Genomic DNA, 17843 nt, shown 5'->3' on the forward strand with positions numbered 1-17843 from the left:
GCGCTGACCTGCTGCCCGGAACGGCTTTTCTTGGGGAAAGACCCGGAGGCCGGCGGGCGGCCTCCAATGAGGGCCTATCGCTGAACGGCGAGAGGCACCACGTTGTGCAACGTTTCGACGCCGCTTTCAAGGAAGCGTCGGACGCCGCGCGCGGCCTGGCGGATGCGCTGCTCGTTTTCCACCATCGCGATGCGGACGAAGCCCTCGCCGTGCTCGCCGAAGCCGACGCCGGGTGACACCACGACGCCGCACTTCTCCACCATCAGGGTGGCGAACTGCATGGAGCCGATCTCGCGGAAGGCGGGCGGCAGCGGCGCCCAGGCGAACATCGAGGCGGACGGCGGCGGGATCTCCCAGCCGGCGCGGCCGAAGCTCTCGACCAGGGTGTCGCGGCGCTTCCTGTAGGTCTCGCGCATTTCCTTGATGCAGTCGTCGGGCCCGTTGAGGGCCGCGGTGGCGGCGACCTGGACCGGGGTAAATGCGCCGTAGTCGAGATACGACTTCACCCGCGCCAGCGCCGCGATGATCCGCTCGTTGCCGACCGCAAAGCCCATCCGCCAGCCGGCCATCGAGAACGTCTTCGACATCGAGGTGAACTCGACGGTGACGTCCATCGCGCCCGGCACCTGCAGCACCGACGGCGGCGGATTGGCGTCGTCGAAATAGACTTCCGCATAGGCCAGATCCGACAGGATCATGATCTCGTGCTTCTTCGCGAACGCCACCAGATCCTTGTAGAAATCGAGGCTGGCCACATAGGCGGTCGGGTTCGACGGATAGCAGGCGATCAGCGCGATCGGCTTGGGGATCGAATGGATGATCGAGCGCTCGGCCGCGGCGAAGAAGTCGGGGGTCGGCTCGGCCGGCACCGAGCGGATCACGCCGCCCGCCATCAGGAAGCCGAAGGCGTGGATCGGGTAGCTCGGGTTCGGGCACAATACGACGTCGCCGGGTGCGGTGATCGCCTGGGCGACGTTGGCGAAGCCTTCCTTGGAGCCGAGGGTCGCCACCACCTGGGTGTCGGGGTTCAGCTTCACGCCGAAGCGGCGGTCGTAATAGGCGGCCTGGGCCTTGCGCAGGCCGGTGATACCGCGGGAGGCGGAGTAGCGGTCGGTGCGCGGCTTGCCGAGGGTGTCCTTCAGCTTGTCCAGGACGTGCTGCGGCGCCGGCAGGTCCGGATTGCCCATCCCGAGATCGATGATGTCGGCGCCGGCATTGCGCGCGGCGGCCTTGGCCCGGTTGACCTGCTCGAACACATAGGGCGGCAGGCGGCGGATGCGGTAGAATTCTTCCATGGTCCTCGACTCCGGGTAACGGTGGGATCGTTACCGCGTTCTTGATCGGAGGGGAATCCGATAAACGTGCAGCAACGCCCTGATTCGATCGAATTTGCGGCTGTTGGCGGCAGGGCTGAAATGCAGCCCGCTCGCGATCGTCACCTGCCCCGGCGGCGGGTCGTCGATGGCGGCGTCGGTCCGGCTATTTCGACGCCGCCGTTCTGGCGGCCGCGGTAGCGGCCGGCGGCGTGGCGCTGGCATTGGCGTTCGCCTGCCGTTCGCGGGCCGCGATCAATTCCTGTTCGATCTTGTTGCGCTCGGACGGCGCCAGAACCGCCTCCTCGCGATCAGCAGGCAGGTCGTTGACGGCCGGAAACGCGTCGGCGCCCTTGGTCTTGGCCGGCGGATCGCTGCTTCCGAGCAGGGGCATGTCGGAGAGCGAGACCGAGCAGCCGCCGAGCGCGCAGCCGGCCGCGACCAGCGCGGCGACCAACGTGCCCCGCATGCCGCGTCCCATCCGCCCACCAGCGTCCGCCACTCGCATCACAACCAATTCGCCTTCACGCCGCTCTGCCGTCTCGATCGTCGCCGCTCGCAACAATCGTCGCACTCCGGGATTAAGCCTTAGCTCATCGCCTGCGACCCGGCCAGCGCCGAGCGGCGACCATACCCGACCGAACCGCCTCAGTGGGATGCCAATGTGGCCAAATCAAGCGCAATTTGTCGCACTGCAGCACATCGAAATCAGCGGCGTTTACCGAACTATGACATCATCCCGGGGCGCGACGACAAATCTCAGCGGATTTTCTGCACCGGATTGTAGTGTTAATTCATGACCGACATGCTCGCAGAACCCAAGGCGACCCCGAAGTTCGATCCCGACGCGTTCGCCCGCAATCTGGCGCAGGCGATGGAGACCGGCAGCCAGGCGCTGGCGACGATGATGAAGTCGCAGAACGGTGCCGTGCCACCGGACGGACATCCGCCGGCCGGTCTGACCGAGATGGTGAAGAGCTTTTCCACCGTCGCCAATTACTGGCTGTCCGACCAGGCACGTGCCAACGAGCTGCAACAGCGGCTCGGCAAATCCTACCTTGAGCTCTGGGGCGCGGCCTCCAAGCGCCTCGCCGGCGAACAGACGGAGCCCGCGATCGCCCCCTCGCCGCGCGACAAGCGGTTCGCCTCGCCGGAATGGAAGACCAACGCGTTCTACGACTTCCTGATGCAGGCCTATCTGCTGACCACGCAGTGGGCGGACGAACTGGTGAAGAACGCGGAGATCGATCCGCACACCAAACGCAAGGCGGCGTTCTACATCCAGCAGCTCACCACCGCGCTGGCGCCGTCCAACTTCGTGATGACCAATCCGGAACTGACCCGCCACACCCTGGAATGCAGCGGCGACAATCTGGTGCGCGGCATGAAGATGCTAGCCGACGACATCCAGTCCGGCCGCGGCCATCTCAAGATCCGGCAATCCGATCCGGCCGGCCTCGAGGTCGGCGTCAACATGGCGGTGACTCCGGGCAAGGTGATCTTCCAGAACGAGATCATGCAGCTGATCCAGTACGCGCCCGCCACCGAGACGGTGCAGCGCACGCCGCTGCTGATCGTGCCGCCGTGGATCAACAAGTACTACATTCTCGACCTGAAGCCCGAGAAGTCGTTCATTAAATGGTGCGTCGACCAGGGCCTCACGGTGTTCGTGATCTCCTGGGTCAACCCGGACAAGAGCCTCGCCGACAAGGATTTCGCCGACTACATGAAGCTCGGCCCGCTGACCGCGATGGACGTGGTCGAGAAGGTCACCGGCGAGATGAAGGTGCATACGCTGGGTTACTGCGTCGGCGGCACCCTGCTCGCCTCGACGCTGGCCTGGCTCGCCGAACGCCGCCGGGTGCGGGTCACCTCGGCGACCTTCCTGACCACGCAGGTCGATTTCACCCACGCCGGCGACCTGATGGTGTTCGTCGACGAGGAGCAGATTTCAGCGGTCGAGCGCGAGATGAAGGTCACCGGCGTGCTCGAAGGCGCCAAGATGGCGATGGCCTTCAACATGCTGCGGCCGAACGACCTGATCTGGTCCTACGTCGTCAACAACTACCTGAAGGGCCAGCCGCCGCAGGCGTTCGACCTGCTGCACTGGAATTCCGACGCCACAAGGATGCCGGCGGCGAACCACTCCTACTACCTGCGCAACTGCTATCTCGACAACAAGCTGTCGGCCGGCACCATGGTGCTCGACAACACCACGCTCGATCTCGCCAAGGTCAAGGTGCCGATCTACAACCTCGCCACCCGCGAAGACCACATCGCGCCGGCGGAGTCGGTGCTGTACGGCTCGCAGTTCTTCGGCGGCCCGGTGAAGTTCGTGCTGTCCGGCTCCGGCCACATCGCCGGCGTGATCAATCCGCCGGCGGCGAACAAGTACCAATTCTGGACCAACCCCGACATCTTCGCCGGCTCGGTCGCCAACTGGCTCAGCGGCGCCGAAGAGCACAAGGGCTCGTGGTGGCCGGACTGGCGCGGCTGGATCGGCGCGTTCGACGACGAGCAGGTCCCCGCCCGCGCCATCGGCAACGACGTCTACCCGCCGCTCGAAGACGCGCCGGGCAGCTACGTCAAAGTCCGCTCCTGACCTCCGCGCGGCGGCTCGACCGCGGCCGCGCGGAGCGGCGTCAGTTCGTCAGTTGCGCTTCGACCACCCGCGCGGTGCGCAGCAGCCTGGCGTCCTCGCCAAAGCCGCCGATCACCTGCAGGCCGAGCGGCAGGCCACGTGCCGACCGGGCGATCGGCATCGTCAGCGCCGGCACGCCGAGCATGGTCCATAGAGCGCAGAAGCTGGCGTCACCGGTATAGGTCAGGCCTTCCGGAGCCTCTCCCGGCGCGGGCGCCGTCAGGATGCCGTCGAGACCGCTCAGATGGCGCGGAAGCTCCTGCTGCAGGGATTCCTGCAACTGACGGGACCAGATGTAGCGCGGCGCGCTGATCGCATTGCCGGCGGCCACCAGCTCCTTGAGCTGCGGGCTGGTCAGCTCGGGGTATTGCGTGACCAGCGCATCGAAGATCGCGGCCGCCTCTGCCGCCAGGATGATTTCGGCGGCTTCGAAGCCCTGCCAATAGCGATCGGGAAGCGCCAGCGGCTCGACGCTGGCGCCGGCGCGCCGAAGCTTTTCCAGCGCCGTCTCGAACGCCTGGTTCTGCTCGGCGCTGACCCGATCCCAGATCGGCGGGCGCACCACGCCGAGGCGGAGCGACGAGGCGGCCGGAAGGACGTCACCCTCGACCGCCTGCGCCGCCGCCGCAGCATCGGCCCCGTCCGCCAGCAGCCCGAACGCGAACGCCGCGTCCTCGACCGACCGGGTCAGGAAGCCCACGTGGTCGAGCGACTGCGCCAGCGGGTGGACGCCATCGCGCACGATCGCGCCGAAGCTCGGCTTGAATCCGACCACCCCGCAATAGGCGGCAGGGCGCACGATCGACCCGACCGTCTGGGTGCCGAGCGCCATCGGCACGATGCCGGCCGCCACAGCAGCCGCCGACCCGCTCGACGAGCCGCCGGGCGTGTGCTGCGGGTTGTGGGGATTCACCGTCGGCCCGGGGCTGCGCCAGGCGAACTCGGTGCTCACCGTCTTGCCGAACACGATGCCGCCGAGCTGCTTGATGCGGGTGACGATCGGCGCGTCGTGATCCGGAACGTGACCTGCGTAGACCCGCGATCCGTTGGTGGTCGGGATGCCGGCGGTGGCGATGATGTCCTTGACGCCGATCGGGATGCCGGCCAGCGGCCCCTCGCCGCCCGCGAGCCGATCGGCCGGCAGACGATGACAGAACGCCTTCAGCCACGGCTCGACCTCGTCGGCGCGCTGGATGCAGGTGGCGAGATAGTCGGCAGGGCTGAGCGTTCCTTCACGAAACGCGCGATGGACCGCAAGCAGTCCCAACGGATACGACATGGTGGAGATGGTCCTCGGCACGGGAACAAGACGCCGGCGATCTCTCCGATCGCCGGCGTTTCGGCTTCGTTACTTCAGCGCGAGCGCCGGCTTGACGTAGTCCTGGACGACGAAATCCTCGTACTTCGGCGCCTGCTTCAGATTGCCGAGCGCGATCTGGGTCTGCATCGCGGTCTCGAACGCCTGCTGGGTCGTCTGAACGCTGCTCGGATAGACGTTCTCCGCCATCATCCGCCGCACCGCCGCTTCGACGATCTTGGGATCGAGCGTCGGGAATTCCTTCTGGGCGATCGCGACCGTCTCGTCCGGATTGTTCTTCATGAACCGCAACGCCAATTCCATCGCATTGACGACCGCCTGCGCGTCCTTGGGATCGACGTTCTTGCGTGCGGTGATCGACGAGAACGCATACGGGCCGTAGGCTTTCGGGAATCCGATCACCACCTTCATGCCCTTGGCCACCACCTGGTCGAGGCCCGGCTCGTAAAGCACCGCCAGCTTGGCCTGACCGCCGAGGAACGGGCCCGGTTCGGAGCCGATCTGCACCTGCAGCAGGTCGACGTCGGAGTCCGGCTTCATGCCGTTATCCTTCAAGAGCTTCATGAACAGCGAGGTGCTGGTGGTCGGCATCAGGCCGGCGACGACCTTCTGTCCTTTCAGATCCTGCAGCGTGTCGTACTTGAAGTCCGGTGTCGCCGCGACCCACACCGCGGCTCCGTTCACGACGTTGCAGATGATGGCGACGTCGGCGCCCTTCGAATTGGCGATCGCGGTCCACTCCGGGCCGTGGATCGAGAACGCCGCACTGCCTGATAGCACGGCGGACAGCGCCGTGGTCGGCGAGCCGGCGGTTTCCTTGTCGACGTCGAGGCCCTGCTGCTTGAAGAAGCCCTTATCCAGCGCGACGTAGAACGGCAGGTAGAGCATGGATTGAAAGGCCTGCGAGATCTTGACCTGCTTGGCCATCGCGGCGGTTGGCACCGCCGTCGAGATCACGAGTGACGCCACGACTGTGGCTGCACCGACGAGTCTTCCGATCGAACGCATGAGGTTTCGGCTCCGAGGTTGAGTGAACAGGATGGTGGTAGTTGGTGCGGCCGGGTTTAGGCCTGGATCCGGACGTGTCCGGCGTCCTGCTTCCAAGGTAGCAGGTAGCGCTCCAGCGCATCGATCCCGTGGTAGAGCACGAAGCCCATGAACATCAGGACGAACAGGCCGACCCAGACCGAGTTGAGGTCGTAGAGGCTCGATGCGTTGTAGACGAGATGGCCGAGGCCACGTTTGGACGAGATGAACTCTCCGACCACCGCGCCGACCAGCGCGAAGCCGATGTTGATCCGGAAGGTGGCGATGATCGCCGGCAGCGACGACGGAACCACCACGCTGTAGAAGATCTGGTGCTTGGAGCCGCCCATCGACAGCATCAGCGACTGCAGGTCCTTGTCGCTGTCCTTGGCGGCCTGATAGGCCGCGATCAGCGCCACCAGCGCCGTCATCGACACCACCAGCACGACCTTCGACAACAGCCCGGTGCCGAACCACAGCAGGATCACCGGAGCCAGCGCGATCTTCGGGACGCTGTTCAGCGCCACGATGAACGGCTCGACCATTCGTGCCACGAAGATCGAATACCACATCGCCAATCCGAGAACCGATCCGACGATCGTGCCGACGACGAAGCCGATCAGCGCTTCGTAAAGAGTGTAGCCGCTGTCGACGAACAGCGAGCCGTCGAGCAGTTGGGCTTCGAACCGCAACCAGATCCCGCTCGGCTTGCCGACCAGGAATTCGGAAACCCAGCCCATCCGGACGCCGAACTCCCACAGCAGGAAGAACGCCACCACCGCCAGCGTCTGCAGCGCGGTGCGGCCGACATGCGTATCGAGCGCAACGATCAGACGCTGCGTGGCGCTGACCTTTTCGAGAGCGGGTCGGACGGCGGAGCCGCCGGCGCGGGATGCGACTTCTGTGGCGCTGCTCATCAGTTGGACTTCACTTTTCGGGTTTGAATGTCGAGCTCGCCGCAGAGCATGTGGAAATACTCCGAGAAGCGGTGATCGCTGCGCGCCTCGACCGGTCCGGCGCGCTCGATGTCGATGTGATGAACGTTCTTGACCTTGGTCGGCCGTCCGCTCAACGCCACCACGCGCTTGGACAGCGCCACCGCCTCGTCGACGTCGTGGGTGATCAGGATGACGGTCTTGTGGAAGGTCTCGACCGCCTCCATCAGCACGCCTTCGAGATACAACCGCGTCTGATAGTCGAGCGCGGAGAACGGCTCGTCGAGCAGCAGGATGTCGGGGTCCATGATCAGCGTCCGGATCAACGCCACGCGCTGGCGCATGCCGCCCGACAGCGTCTTCGGATAGGCCTTCTCGAAGCCGGACAGGCCGAAGGTCGACAGATACTCCCGCGCGGTGTCGAGCGCTTCGGCATCGGCGACGCCGCGCACGCGCAGGCCGAGCAGCACGTTTTCCAGCACCGTCCGCCAGGGAAACAGCAGATCCTTCTGCATCATGTAGCCGATGCGGCCGCGCAGGCTGCTGACCGGCTCACCGCGATAGATCAGGCTGCCGCTGTCGGCGTTGAGCAATCCGGCGATCACGTTGAAGATCGTCGTCTTGCCGCACCCGCTCGGTCCGATGATGCTGACGAAGTCGCGCTCGTAGATGTCGAAGGACAGCCCGTCGAGAACCGGCACGGCGCCACCCTTTCCGGGAAACACCTTGCGGACGTCTCGAACGCTGAGTTGGATCTGCGGCTCTGCCATGGATTTGCTCCTTTGCGAATGCTTAGCAAAGGCCATGCCAGCGCTCCGACCAAAGTCGCAGAAGCGTCAATTTCCGTTGCGCCACAACGATTAGCGCGAGGTCACCCGCCGTCGCCTCGATCGCCGCCGCTGCGCGCCGGGGTCCGCCACCGGCTGTAATGCATTGTGCATAATGCACAGCGATGCGGCAGCGATCCCGGACCGATCTGTGATATTGCGGGATTTAACGGCGGCTGCGCGACAACCTGGATGAGCAGCCGGGCGGTCGCGACGAGCCGAAGGCAATCAGGGGAGTGAACGATGCGGAGACGCGGACAGCCCACGACGGTCCGCCAGCATGTCCTGCTCGATCTGCGGACCAAGATTCTGCAGGGGCGCTACCCGGCCGGGACGCGGCTGCGCCAGGAGGAGATCGCGCGCCAGCTCGAGGTCAGCACCACGCCGGTGCGGGAAGCGTTTCGGGACTTGCTGTCCGAAGGGCTGATCTCGCTCGACGCGCGGCGCGGCGCCGTGGTGCGCGGGCTGACGCTGGACGACGTCCAGGAAATTTATCAGATGCGGATCCGGCTGGAGCCGCTGTTGGCCGCGCGCACCTTCGATCGCATCACCGAAGACGATCTGGCGCGGGCGGAGATCTGCTATCGCAAGATGTGCGGCAAGGTGTCGGCGCAGAGCTGGGCCGGCCTCAACGAGGAGTTTCATGCCGCGCTGACCGGCAACACCACCAGCGGCCGGCTCGGCGGCGTCGTCTACAATCTGGCCCACGCGGCCTCGCCTTACGTGGTGCTGTCGCTGTTCGCCGATCCCGACATCCGCGACATGAACAATCGCGATCATGCCGAACTGCTGGCGCTGTATCGAGGTCGCGATCGCGACGGCGTGGTGGCGACCACCGAACGCCATCTGGCGCAGACGCTGCGGCTGATCGAACAGGAGGCGCAATTGAAGTCCGCGCCTGTGCCGACCGACGACGACGAAATTCTCTCCGCCGCCCGCTGAGGCCGACGCCGGCGCCGCTGGCCAACGTGCGGGCGCGCTACGTCCCCGACACCCAGGCCAGCAGCAGCGCGAAGCCGGCGAGCCCGACGGTGACGTGCGTGCCGAGCAGGACGTTCGCGCCGACCGGCGAGCGCCGCGCCAGCGCGGCGATGAAGCCGGAGAACGCCGACACCGCGAACAGACCGGCCGCGATCTTGCCGAAAGATACGCTATCCGTCGTCGCGGCTCCATCGGGCGTGCCGTGCAGCAGCATCACCAGGGTTTCGAGGCCGCCGAAGCCGAGCAGCAAATGCAGCGCCACCAGCCCCTGCTTCCGCTCGCCGCGCAGATAGAGCAGCCCGAGATACAGCCCCAACGCCGTCGCCGCGCTGAGGATCACCAGCACAGGAGCCACCGTCATTCCGCCTCCGAACACTTCGTTGCGAGGCTGGATTTAAGCATGGAGGTCCCAGGTTGAGAACAGTTTCTCTGCCCGTCATTCCGGGGCACGCGCGCAGCGCGTGAATCCGGAATCCCGACGTGCTGGTGCACGGCGCCGCCGCGCACCTTGCGGCATCTTCCTTGGCGATCACCGCGAGATTCCGGGTTCGCGCTGGCGCGCGCCTCGGAATGACGAGAACAAGCGGCGGCCCCTACGCCACCGACTTGGCGTGGGTGAGCTGGTTGATCTTGCGGATGTGCTCCACCGCGTCCTGGGCGGCCTGGCTGTGGGTGAACAGCTCCAGCTCTTCGACCTCGCGGTCATCGACCGGGGTGATTGCCGTATCGGTGTAGCTGAGCCGGTTCGGGTCGTTGCGGATCTTGCGGCGCAGGCCGTCGATCCAGAACCAGTGCCGGACGTTCTGCACCAGCTTTCGCGCGCCCCCGGCGACCAGCTTCGGATAGAACACCAGCGCCGGCTCGACCGGCAGCGTCGGCCGGCGGTCGAGCCGGTATTTCAGCCGGATGATGCCGCCCTGCAGCGGATGCACCTTCTCGATCCGGACCATCGACGAGAACAGGAAGATCATCGACGCCAGCCGCGACACGCCGACGCCGGTCGCGGCGGCACGGCGCAGCATCCGCTCGATGTGTTCGGCCGAGTAGTACAGCTCCCACGCCTTCAAATATGCGCCCTGCCACTGCTCCCGGCTCATCTTCGGATGCGGCGTGACGACGTGCTCGATGTCGAAGCGGTTGAGGTCGCTGTCCATCGCCACGCCCTGCTTGAACAGGCGCTGGTGATCCTCGGAGCCCGGCAGCGGCGTCAGACAGAAGAACTCCAGGATGTCGAGCGGCAGCTCCTTCTGGATGATCGCGATATCCTCGGCGATGCTCTCCGGCGTGTCGTGCGGAAAGCCGAGAATGTAGCCCGCATAGGTGATCACCCCGGCCTTCTTCCAAGCCAGCAGCATCTGGCGATATTCGGTGATCTTGTTCTGACGCTTCTTGGCCGAGGCGAGATTCTGCGGGTTGATACTTTCAAGCCCCAGGAAGGTCCGGACCACGCCGGCCGCCCGCGCCTTGTCGATGAAGCCGTCGATCTTGTGGCACAGCGTATCGACCTGGATCACCAGCTTGATGTCCTTCTGCCCGGTCGCGGCGAATTCGCGGCGCAGCGCAGCGAGCCGGTCGAGGATCACCTCCCAGTCCTTGTTGCGGGCGAAATTGTCGTCGGTCATGAAGAACCAGTTGACGCCCTGCGCCATGTTGGCGCGCACCAAGCGCTCGATATCGTCGGCGCTGCGGCCGCGCGACTTGCGGCCCTGCACGTTGATGATGGTGCAGAACGAGCACTGATACGGACAGCCGCGTCCCGCATCGAACGAGGTCTGCAGGCTGAACGTGCCCTTGAGGAATTTGCGCGGCAGCACCGGGGTCGGCGCGCCTTCCAGGCACGGCAGGTCGTTCAGGTAGTTGTACAGCGGCTTCAGCGCGCCGCTGGCAGCGTCGCGCAGCAGCTCGTCGCAGCGGCCTTCGAGTTCGCCGGCGTACAAAGTGACACCGAGATCGAGCGCCTCCTGCAGATCCGGCTGAATGCCCGGCAGCATCGCGATGCAGCCGGAGACGTGGAAGCCGCCGATCGCCACCGGCACCCCGGCGGCCCGTAGCGGGCGGGCGATATCCATCGCGCGCGGGAACTGATTGGACTGCACCCCGACGATGAACACCAGCCCGAAGAAGTCATGAGCCCGGAACCGCTCGACGATCTGCGGAATACGCGTGCGGGTATTGATCTCGTCCGCCGCCGTAATATCGATCTCGACGTCGCCGAGAACGCGGCGCTGCCGGGCGTCTTCCGCGAGACTATAGACCACTGCCAGCGAGTTCGAAGGTATGAAGGACCTGAACCACTGGATGACGTAGCCGTCGTCGTCGTAGTGCGATGGTTTGATCAGTGCGATCTGGAACCGTTTCGACGGCCGCGCCGCCGGTTGCACATTCGCCATTGCCGCCCTCACCTGCTCTCGCAGCCGAAAGCGGTCCCGCCCTCGGCCTCCCGCATAAGAGCTTGGCTCAGGTCGCCGGGCGCTGGCAAGGACGCCCGGCGCAACTCACTCAATTATCGCTGCAAACTAATCGCATATGTTGCGGCCGGGGTACTAACCGTACGCTAACTGGCCAGCGACCGCCCCGATGAGACGCAACTGCAACAGGTGTGTCTCAATTTGCACAGCGGGCTGGGAACTCAGTCGCGGTAAGTCGTCACTCCGGCTTCCGCACCGTCACGTGCAGGAACCGGGCGAGTTGCTGATCAAATCCCTTGCCTTCACTGGTCTCGACCGCGACCGATGCCCAGGTGCCGGCTTCCGCGTACTGCGCGCGCAGCCACTCCTCCGACGGATAATTGTAGTAACGCGCGAGCTTGTCGCGCCCCTCGCCGTCGCCGGACTTGTAGCTGGCGTAGAACAGGCCGCCGGGCTTCAACGACCGCCAGATCAGCTTCAGCACGTCGGCAAGCTCGTCCCTCGGCACGTGCAGCAGGCAGGCGTGAGCCCAAACGGCGCCGTAAACTTCGACCGCGTCGAGCTGATGGAACAGCATGGTGCGGACCGGTCGTCCGAGCCGGCGCGAGGCTTCGGCCGCCAGTTCCGGAGAGCCGTCGGTCGGGTCCACGTCGAAGCCGGCCGCGAGCATCGCTTCGGCCTGGTAGCCGGCCCCGCAGCCGAGTTCGAGGATCCTGGCGCCCGCCGGCAGTTCGTCCAGGAACTTGGTCAGCGTCACGCTGCGTGGCTGGCGCTCGGCGTAAGCGGTGGCGTTGCCGCGGTAGAACCGCAGCGTGTCGTCGTCGAAAGCTTGGGTCATGGCGATTTCCGAGTGACGCGGCTCCCGGTCGCGAAACCGCGAGCCGCAATGCTGAGAGCGATCCGCTAGTCGACCCCACCGGTGTCGGGCAAGCCCAGCATCAGTCGCATGTTCTGCACCGCGGCGCCGGAGGCGCCCTTGCCGAGATTGTCGAGCCGCGCCACCAGCACCGCCTGGCGGTGGGCATCGCTGCCGAACACGTAGAGTTCAAGCTGGTTGGTGTCGTTCAGCGCTTCCGGTTCGATCCGGCCGCCGGCGTAGGGCGCAGCATCGAGCGGCGGCACCGACACATAGATACTGCCGGCATAGCGCTGCGCCAGCGCGGCGTGCAGGTCGGCGGCCGCCGGCTTGCCCGGCAGCGTGTCGAGATGCAGCGGCACCGACACCAGCATGCCCTGGCGGAAGTTGCCGACCGAGGGGATGAAGATCGGCCGGCGCGACAACGCCGAATACTTCTGGGTTTCCGGCAGATGCTTGTGCGCGAAGCCGAGGCCGTAAAGCTCGAACGCCGGCGCGGTGCCGGCTTCGTAGGCCGCGATCATCGACTTGCCGCCGCCGGAATAGCCGCTGACGGCGTTGATCGTCACCGGATAGTCGGCCGGCAGCAGGCCGGCATCGACCAGCGGCCGCAGCAGCGCGATGCCGCCGGTCGGATAGCAGCCCGGATTGGCGACCTTCTTGGCGGCACGGATGTTGTCGGCCTGGTCCGGCGCCAGCTCGGCGAAGCCATAGACCCAGTCCGGCGCGACCCGGAACGCGGTCGAGGCGTCGAGCACCTTCGGGCCTGACGCGCCGAGCTCGTCGATCAGCGCCACCGTCTCCTTCGCGGCATCGTCCGGCAGGCACAGGATGACGAGATCGACCTCGGCCATCAGCGCACGCTTGGCGGCGGCGTCCTTGCGCTTGTCCTCGGCGATATCCTTGACGGTGACCTGGCCGTGGCGGGCCAGCCGCTCGCGGATGCCGAGACCGGTGGTGCCGGCAGCGCCGTCGATGAACACCACCGGCTTGCCGCTCGCAGCCCGCGTCTGGCCTGGATTGGTGCTGTCGGTCAGGGTCATTTATCGCTCCTTGATCAAGCGGGTTCGCCGGCGAGTACCGGCACGGTGTAATCCAGATGCGGCCGCAGCGCGACCATCTCGGCCGCGATCTCCTGCGAGCCGGGGTCGGGCTGGCGCGCCAGCGCGGCGGCGACCGCGACGTGATCGGCGTCGGACTTGTGCTGGTTGAGCTTGAAGCTGCCCGCCACCGCATCCACCCGCATCATCACCCCGACGATCGCCTGCTTCATCGCATTGCGCCGGCCGGCCGCCATCTTGGCCATCGTCCACGGCGGCTTCGGCGCCAGCGCGGTCTCGAACAAGGAGCTGACGTCGTCGAGTTGCGCGTCCAGTTCGCTGGCCGACATCACCGCCGCCGGACCGGTCAGCTGCACGCTCTTGTACAACCAGGTCGGCACCTGATCCGGCGAAGCGTACCAGTCAGCCGACACATAGGCATGACCGGCGGTCACCGCCATCAGCCACGGGGTGCGGGCATCGGCGCAGCGCGCCAGCGGATTGTTGCGCGCAATGTGGAACGACAACAGCGGCGTGCCGTCGCTAGCATATTGGATCGCGAACGGCAGCGGCGATGCGATCGGCCCGGCGGCGTCATGGGCGCAAGCGAGACCGAAACCCTGCGCCGCCGCGAACGCAAGGCAGGCGGACCGGTCGGGCTTGAACTGGGGTGGCGCATACATCGAAAGGCTCCTGGTTTGAACGGGAGCCGCCGGATCGAGTGCGCGTAAGGGGGATGTGAAGCTCACCTGCCGCGGACCGTAACCGGCGGCAGGGACGACGCTGTCAGACGCGCGCGTCAACCCATGCCGCGGGACTGCGGCGGCGGGCTTTGGCGGTGGTGAGCGCGTTGAGCATGGCGCGTTGATAGGAGCGGTCGCGGCCCCGGTCAACCCGCGATCCGCGCAGATCTCAGGCTCGATCATGACGACGCTGCCGCCCGCACGGCTTGCCAATCGCACTATTGGGCTGTATTCCCCGCGCACTGGTCGGCAGTTCACCAAGGCGTCGCTGTCCCGCATGGGAAGCTAAACCTGCCTGTTTCCTCGATCGGCTGACACTTGTCCCGTGCCGCCGTCGTAAGTCAGCGACCAACGACATTCTTCGTTCGGCACGATCGAGGATGAGGTCATGACCAGAACTGTTTTCCCGTTCGCCACCCAGGATGTCTCCGCGCTGGCGCGTGCGCTCAACCGCGAGCTCGACGCCCAGGGCCACAAGCTCGGCCATGTCGAGATGCTGAACCTGCTGGCGCGCTCGGCCGGCTACCGCAACTTCCAGCATTTTCGCGCGCAGTTCGACGCCGAGCAGCGGCTGCAACGCCAGCCCGAAACTGAACCGGTGGCCGATCTGCAGAAGGTCGCGCAGGCGACCCGTTACTTCGACGCCGGCGGCGTGCTCACCCGATGGCCGAAGAAGGCCAGCCATCGCCTGCTCTGCCTGTGGGTGATGTGGTCGCGGGTGCCGGCGGGACGCGAGCTGAGCGAAAAGCAGCTCAACGAGCTGCTGCTCGGCCATCACGGCTTCGGCGATCACGCGCTGCTGCGCCGCATGATGTGCGACACCGGCCTGATGACCCGCACCCGCGACGGGCGGGTATATCGCCGGGTCGAGCAGAAGCCGCCGCCGGAAGCGGTGGCGCTGATCCGCCACCTCGCCCCGCGGCTCGCGGCCTGATCGCCGGCTAAGCCAGACAAACGAGGCGCATCATGACGACTCCCCAGACCTGGGGCGGCGGCGCGCTGCCGCTCGCCCTGCCCGCGGCCACGCTCGATCGGACCGCGCGCGGGCCGATCGAACTCGCTCATTGCGGCAATGGTCCGGCCGTGCTCGCTTTGCACGGGGGCATGGGCGGCTATGACCAGAGCCTGCTGCTCGGCCGCGCGGTGCTCGGCGACGCGCCGGCGCATCGCGTGCTGGCTCTGTCGCGGCCCGGCTATCTCGGCACGCCGCAATCGAGCGGTTCGTCCCCTAGCGCGCAGGCCGATCTCTACGCGGCGCTGCTCGACACGCTGGCGATCGAGCGGGCCGCAGTGATCGCCGTCTCGGCCGGCGGCCCGTCGGCACTGCACTTCGCCCTCCGCCATCCCGACCGCTGTGCAGCCGTAGTTCTTGTATCGTGCTGCACCGGCACTCTGGCTATTCCCCCGGAGGTCCGGTCACGGCTGCCGATGATGCGCTGGATGGCACGGCTGCCATGGCTGACGAGCTGGCTGGCGCGGCGAGCCGCGCGCCATCCGGACAGGGCCGCAGAGCGGGCTATTCCGGATCCGGTCGTGCGGGCGCGAACGCTGGCCGATCCGTCGGCCAGCGCGATGCTCGCGGCGCTGCAGACCAGCGTGTTCGTGCGGATGGCGGAGCGTCTGCCCGGAACGCTCAGCGACACCGCCACCTTCGCCACGATGCCGCCGATCGACGCCGCGCGCCATGTTCCGCCACTACTCGCGATCCACGGCACTGCGGATCGTGTCGTGCCGTTCGCGCACGGCGAGCGCGTCGCGCGGGAGTCCCCGCGCGGCGAGCTGGTGGCGATCGAAGGCGGCGAACACGTCAGCCTGTTCACCCATCTCGACGAGGTGCGCGCGCGTGCACGCGCCTTTCTCAGGCAAGCCTGATCGTCAGATCACCGGACTCCACGGCGCTGGCACCAACCGGTAGCCGTCGCCGTCCTTGGCGACATGCCCCATCGCCGGGAACGGGAAATGGAAGCCCTGCACCCGCATCTTCTCGGCGGCGAGCATGTCGTAGGTCTTGCGCCGGGTGGTCTCGGCCATCGCCGGATCCTGGTCGAACATCAGGTGCCAGCCGGGGTGCGCGACGAACAGCGCCGGCAGGTTGGTGACATCGGACTGGATGAACACCTTGTCGGCGCCGGACGACAGCACGAACGAGGTGTGACCGGGGGTGTGGCCACGGGTCTCGACCGCCAACAGGCCGGGCGCGACGTCCTTGCCCCATTCGTAGGGCGTAACCTTCTTGTTCAGCCCGGCGTCGAACACTTTTCGCGCGGTCTGGAACACGCTCTGCATCCGCCCCGACGGCGCGCGGCTCATCTCGCCGTCGTCCATGAAGTATTTCCACTCCGCCGCCGGCACCAGCACCTCGGCGTTCGGGAACGCCGGCTTGCCGGACGCATCGAGCAGGCCATTGATGTGGTCGGCGTGGAAATGCGAGATCACTACCAGATCGACCGCCTTCGGATCGAACCCGGCGGCGGCCATGTTGCTTCCGAACTGGCCGACATTGCCTTTGCTCGACGCGAACGCGCCGGGCCCGTTGCCGGTGTCGAGCACCACCAGCTTGCCGCCGGTGTTGATCACCAGCGGCGCGAACTGGATCGAGATCTTGTCCTTCGGCAGGAACGCGGCCTCCAGCGCTTCGCTGACCTCATCCTTCATCACGTTGGTGACGAAGCCGTCGGACAGCGGGAACGTATTGATGCCGTCGGAAATCACGTTCACCTGGGCGTCGCCGACCCGGTAGCGGTAGAAGCTCGGCGCCTGCTTGTCGGCGGCCGGCGCCGCGGCGTGGGCAGGCGCGGCCTTCAGCAACGGTGCCGCCGCAAGCGCGGCGGTCGCAGTGAGGGCGTGACGTCGGGTCAGATCCATGGCGTGTCCTCGCTGGTGATTTGCGCCGCAGTCTAAGCTGCAACCGATGGCGCGATCACGTCATGACGCGCATTTGATCGGCGCTACACCGACCTCAGCATCCAGCCGAGCCCGATCGAGAGCCCGTCCCCGAACAGCAGCAGCACCGCCGACCACACCAGCGCCGACAGCACGTTGGCGATCTGGAACGGCCAGAACGGCATCTCGAAGATCCCGGCCGCGAGCGGCACCGAGGCGCGCAGCGGCCCGAAGAACCGGCCGATGAAGATGCTCGGCACGCCCCATTTGCGGACGAAATCCTCGCCGCGCAGCAGCAGCCCGGGATATTTCGACAGCGGCCAGATCCGGGTGACGTTGTCCTTGTAGCGGTAGCCGAACCAGTACGACACCCAGTCGCCGAGCGCCGCCCCGACGCCCCCCGCCAGCCAGACCGGCCAGAAACTGATGCCGGACACCCCGATCAGGGCTCCGATCGCCACCAGCGCGCCCCAGGCGGGGACCAGCAGCGAAACGAACGCGAGCGACTCCCCGAACGCCAGCGCCAGAACCACGGGCGCCGCCCAAGCCTGATGCTGCCGCACGAACTCGGCAATGTCTTGAATATGAGCTTCCATCGTCCTTCTGACCTGCGGGTGCCGGCTGTCACCGCGCTGTCGCATAGCACGGAGTTCGCGGACACCGACATGCGGTGCCGGCTTTCCGCACCAAACCGTGATGGCCGCAATGCGGCCGGCTGCGCGGCATCTCGCCGCCGCCCGCAACCGGCCCGTGCGGTGACCGGGCTTTTCGATTGAACCTTCTTGCAGCGCACGCGGCTAAAGCAGGTATCTCGGTAGCCGCCCGTTTGGCTCGCGCTCTGCCGCTCCATTCCTGGCGACTCCGCCGCCTCC

17 protein-coding genes are annotated in these 17843 nt (G+C 66.5%); 4 read left to right on the forward strand and 13 right to left on the reverse strand.

Annotated features, from left to right (window positions below):
• Positions 1–74 precede the first annotated feature (74 nt).
• Together DWA33_RS17880 and DWA33_RS17885 are read right to left on the reverse strand one after the other, a co-directional pair.
• A complete protein-coding gene (locus DWA33_RS17880) occupies positions 75–1295 on the reverse strand; it encodes an LL-diaminopimelate aminotransferase (protein WP_114359804.1) in 1221 nt (406 codons plus the stop codon).
• A 184-nt stretch (positions 1296–1479) separates the two neighbouring features.
• Positions 1480–1782: a hypothetical protein gene (locus tag DWA33_RS17885; protein ID WP_114359911.1), complete on the reverse strand. Its 303-nt coding sequence runs from the start codon at positions 1780–1782 to the stop codon at positions 1480–1482.
• Positions 1783–2109: 327 nt separating this feature from the next.
• Here DWA33_RS17885 and DWA33_RS17890 point away from each other — a divergent pair, with 327 nt between their 5' ends.
• Entirely contained in the window at positions 2110–3915 is a 1806-nt protein-coding gene (locus DWA33_RS17890) for a PHA/PHB synthase family protein (protein WP_114359806.1), read from the forward strand.
• 40 nt (positions 3916–3955) lie between these two features.
• Here the strand turns inward: DWA33_RS17890 and DWA33_RS17895 are convergent, their stop codons facing one another.
• The 4 genes from DWA33_RS17895 to DWA33_RS17910 all read right to left on the reverse strand — a co-directional run bounded on the left by DWA33_RS17895 (position 3956) and on the right by DWA33_RS17910 (position 8003).
• Positions 3956–5233, reverse strand: coding sequence for an amidase (locus DWA33_RS17895; protein WP_114359808.1), 1278 nt, complete (start codon positions 5231–5233; stop codon positions 3956–3958).
• Between the two features lie 69 nt (positions 5234–5302).
• On the reverse strand, positions 5303–6241 hold the full coding sequence (locus DWA33_RS17900) for an ABC transporter substrate-binding protein (RefSeq protein ID WP_244601334.1): 939 nt from the start codon (positions 6239–6241) through the stop codon (positions 5303–5305).
• A gap of 95 nt (positions 6242–6336) precedes the next feature.
• The gene (locus DWA33_RS17905; RefSeq protein WP_114359812.1) at positions 6337–7215 is read right to left on the reverse strand and encodes an ABC transporter permease; all 879 of its coding nucleotides are present in this window, start codon (positions 7213–7215) and stop codon (positions 6337–6339) included.
• On the reverse strand, positions 7215–8003 hold the full coding sequence (locus DWA33_RS17910) for an ABC transporter ATP-binding protein (RefSeq protein ID WP_114359814.1): 789 nt from the start codon (positions 8001–8003) through the stop codon (positions 7215–7217). The genes DWA33_RS17905 and DWA33_RS17910 overlap by 1 nt, the downstream gene beginning before the upstream one ends.
• A gap of 300 nt (positions 8004–8303) precedes the next feature.
• On the opposite strand from DWA33_RS17910, the gene DWA33_RS17915 reads away from it, so the two are divergent.
• Complete coding sequence (locus tag DWA33_RS17915; protein WP_114359816.1) at positions 8304–9002, forward strand: GntR family transcriptional regulator; 699 nt, start codon at positions 8304–8306, stop codon at positions 9000–9002.
• A 37-nt stretch (positions 9003–9039) separates the two neighbouring features.
• On the opposite strand, the gene DWA33_RS17920 is transcribed toward DWA33_RS17915, so the two are convergent.
• The 5 genes from DWA33_RS17920 to DWA33_RS17940 form a co-directional block, all read right to left on the reverse strand.
• Positions 9040–9402: a hypothetical protein gene (locus DWA33_RS17920; RefSeq protein ID WP_114359818.1), complete on the reverse strand. Its 363-nt coding sequence runs from the start codon at positions 9400–9402 to the stop codon at positions 9040–9042.
• A gap of 232 nt (positions 9403–9634) precedes the next feature.
• Positions 9635–11431, reverse strand: a complete 1797-nt coding sequence (locus tag DWA33_RS17925; protein WP_114359820.1) for a B12-binding domain-containing radical SAM protein — start codon at positions 11429–11431, stop codon at positions 9635–9637.
• A 256-nt stretch (positions 11432–11687) separates the two neighbouring features.
• Positions 11688–12287, reverse strand: a complete 600-nt coding sequence (locus DWA33_RS17930; protein ID WP_114359822.1) for a class I SAM-dependent methyltransferase — start codon at positions 12285–12287, stop codon at positions 11688–11690.
• A gap of 65 nt (positions 12288–12352) precedes the next feature.
• Positions 12353–13348: an N-acetyl-gamma-glutamyl-phosphate reductase gene (gene argC, locus DWA33_RS17935; protein WP_114359824.1), complete on the reverse strand. Its 996-nt coding sequence runs from the start codon at positions 13346–13348 to the stop codon at positions 12353–12355.
• Positions 13349–13362: 14 nt separating this feature from the next.
• A complete protein-coding gene (locus DWA33_RS17940; protein WP_114359827.1) occupies positions 13363–14028 on the reverse strand; it encodes an FMN-binding negative transcriptional regulator in 666 nt (221 codons plus the stop codon).
• 448 nt (positions 14029–14476) lie between these two features.
• Between DWA33_RS17940 and DWA33_RS17945 the strand changes: the two genes are divergently transcribed.
• Positions 14477–15022, forward strand: coding sequence for a DUF2087 domain-containing protein (locus DWA33_RS17945; RefSeq protein ID WP_114359829.1), 546 nt, complete (start codon positions 14477–14479; stop codon positions 15020–15022).
• 32 nt (positions 15023–15054) lie between these two features.
• Positions 15055–15960, forward strand: a complete 906-nt coding sequence (locus DWA33_RS17950; protein ID WP_114359831.1) for an alpha/beta fold hydrolase — start codon at positions 15055–15057, stop codon at positions 15958–15960.
• 3 nt (positions 15961–15963) lie between these two features.
• Here the strand turns inward: DWA33_RS17950 and DWA33_RS17955 are convergent, their stop codons facing one another.
• Together DWA33_RS17955 and DWA33_RS17960 are read right to left on the reverse strand one after the other, a co-directional pair.
• Positions 15964–16953: an MBL fold metallo-hydrolase gene (locus DWA33_RS17955; RefSeq protein WP_114359834.1), complete on the reverse strand. Its 990-nt coding sequence runs from the start codon at positions 16951–16953 to the stop codon at positions 15964–15966.
• Between the two features lie 83 nt (positions 16954–17036).
• Positions 17037–17567: a DedA family protein gene (locus tag DWA33_RS17960; RefSeq protein WP_114359836.1), complete on the reverse strand. Its 531-nt coding sequence runs from the start codon at positions 17565–17567 to the stop codon at positions 17037–17039.
• Between the last annotated feature and the right edge of the window lie 276 nt (positions 17568–17843).

This window comes from Rhodopseudomonas pentothenatexigens (genome assembly GCF_900218015.1).
Lineage (GTDB): Bacteria > Pseudomonadota > Alphaproteobacteria > Rhizobiales > Xanthobacteraceae > Rhodopseudomonas > Rhodopseudomonas pentothenatexigens.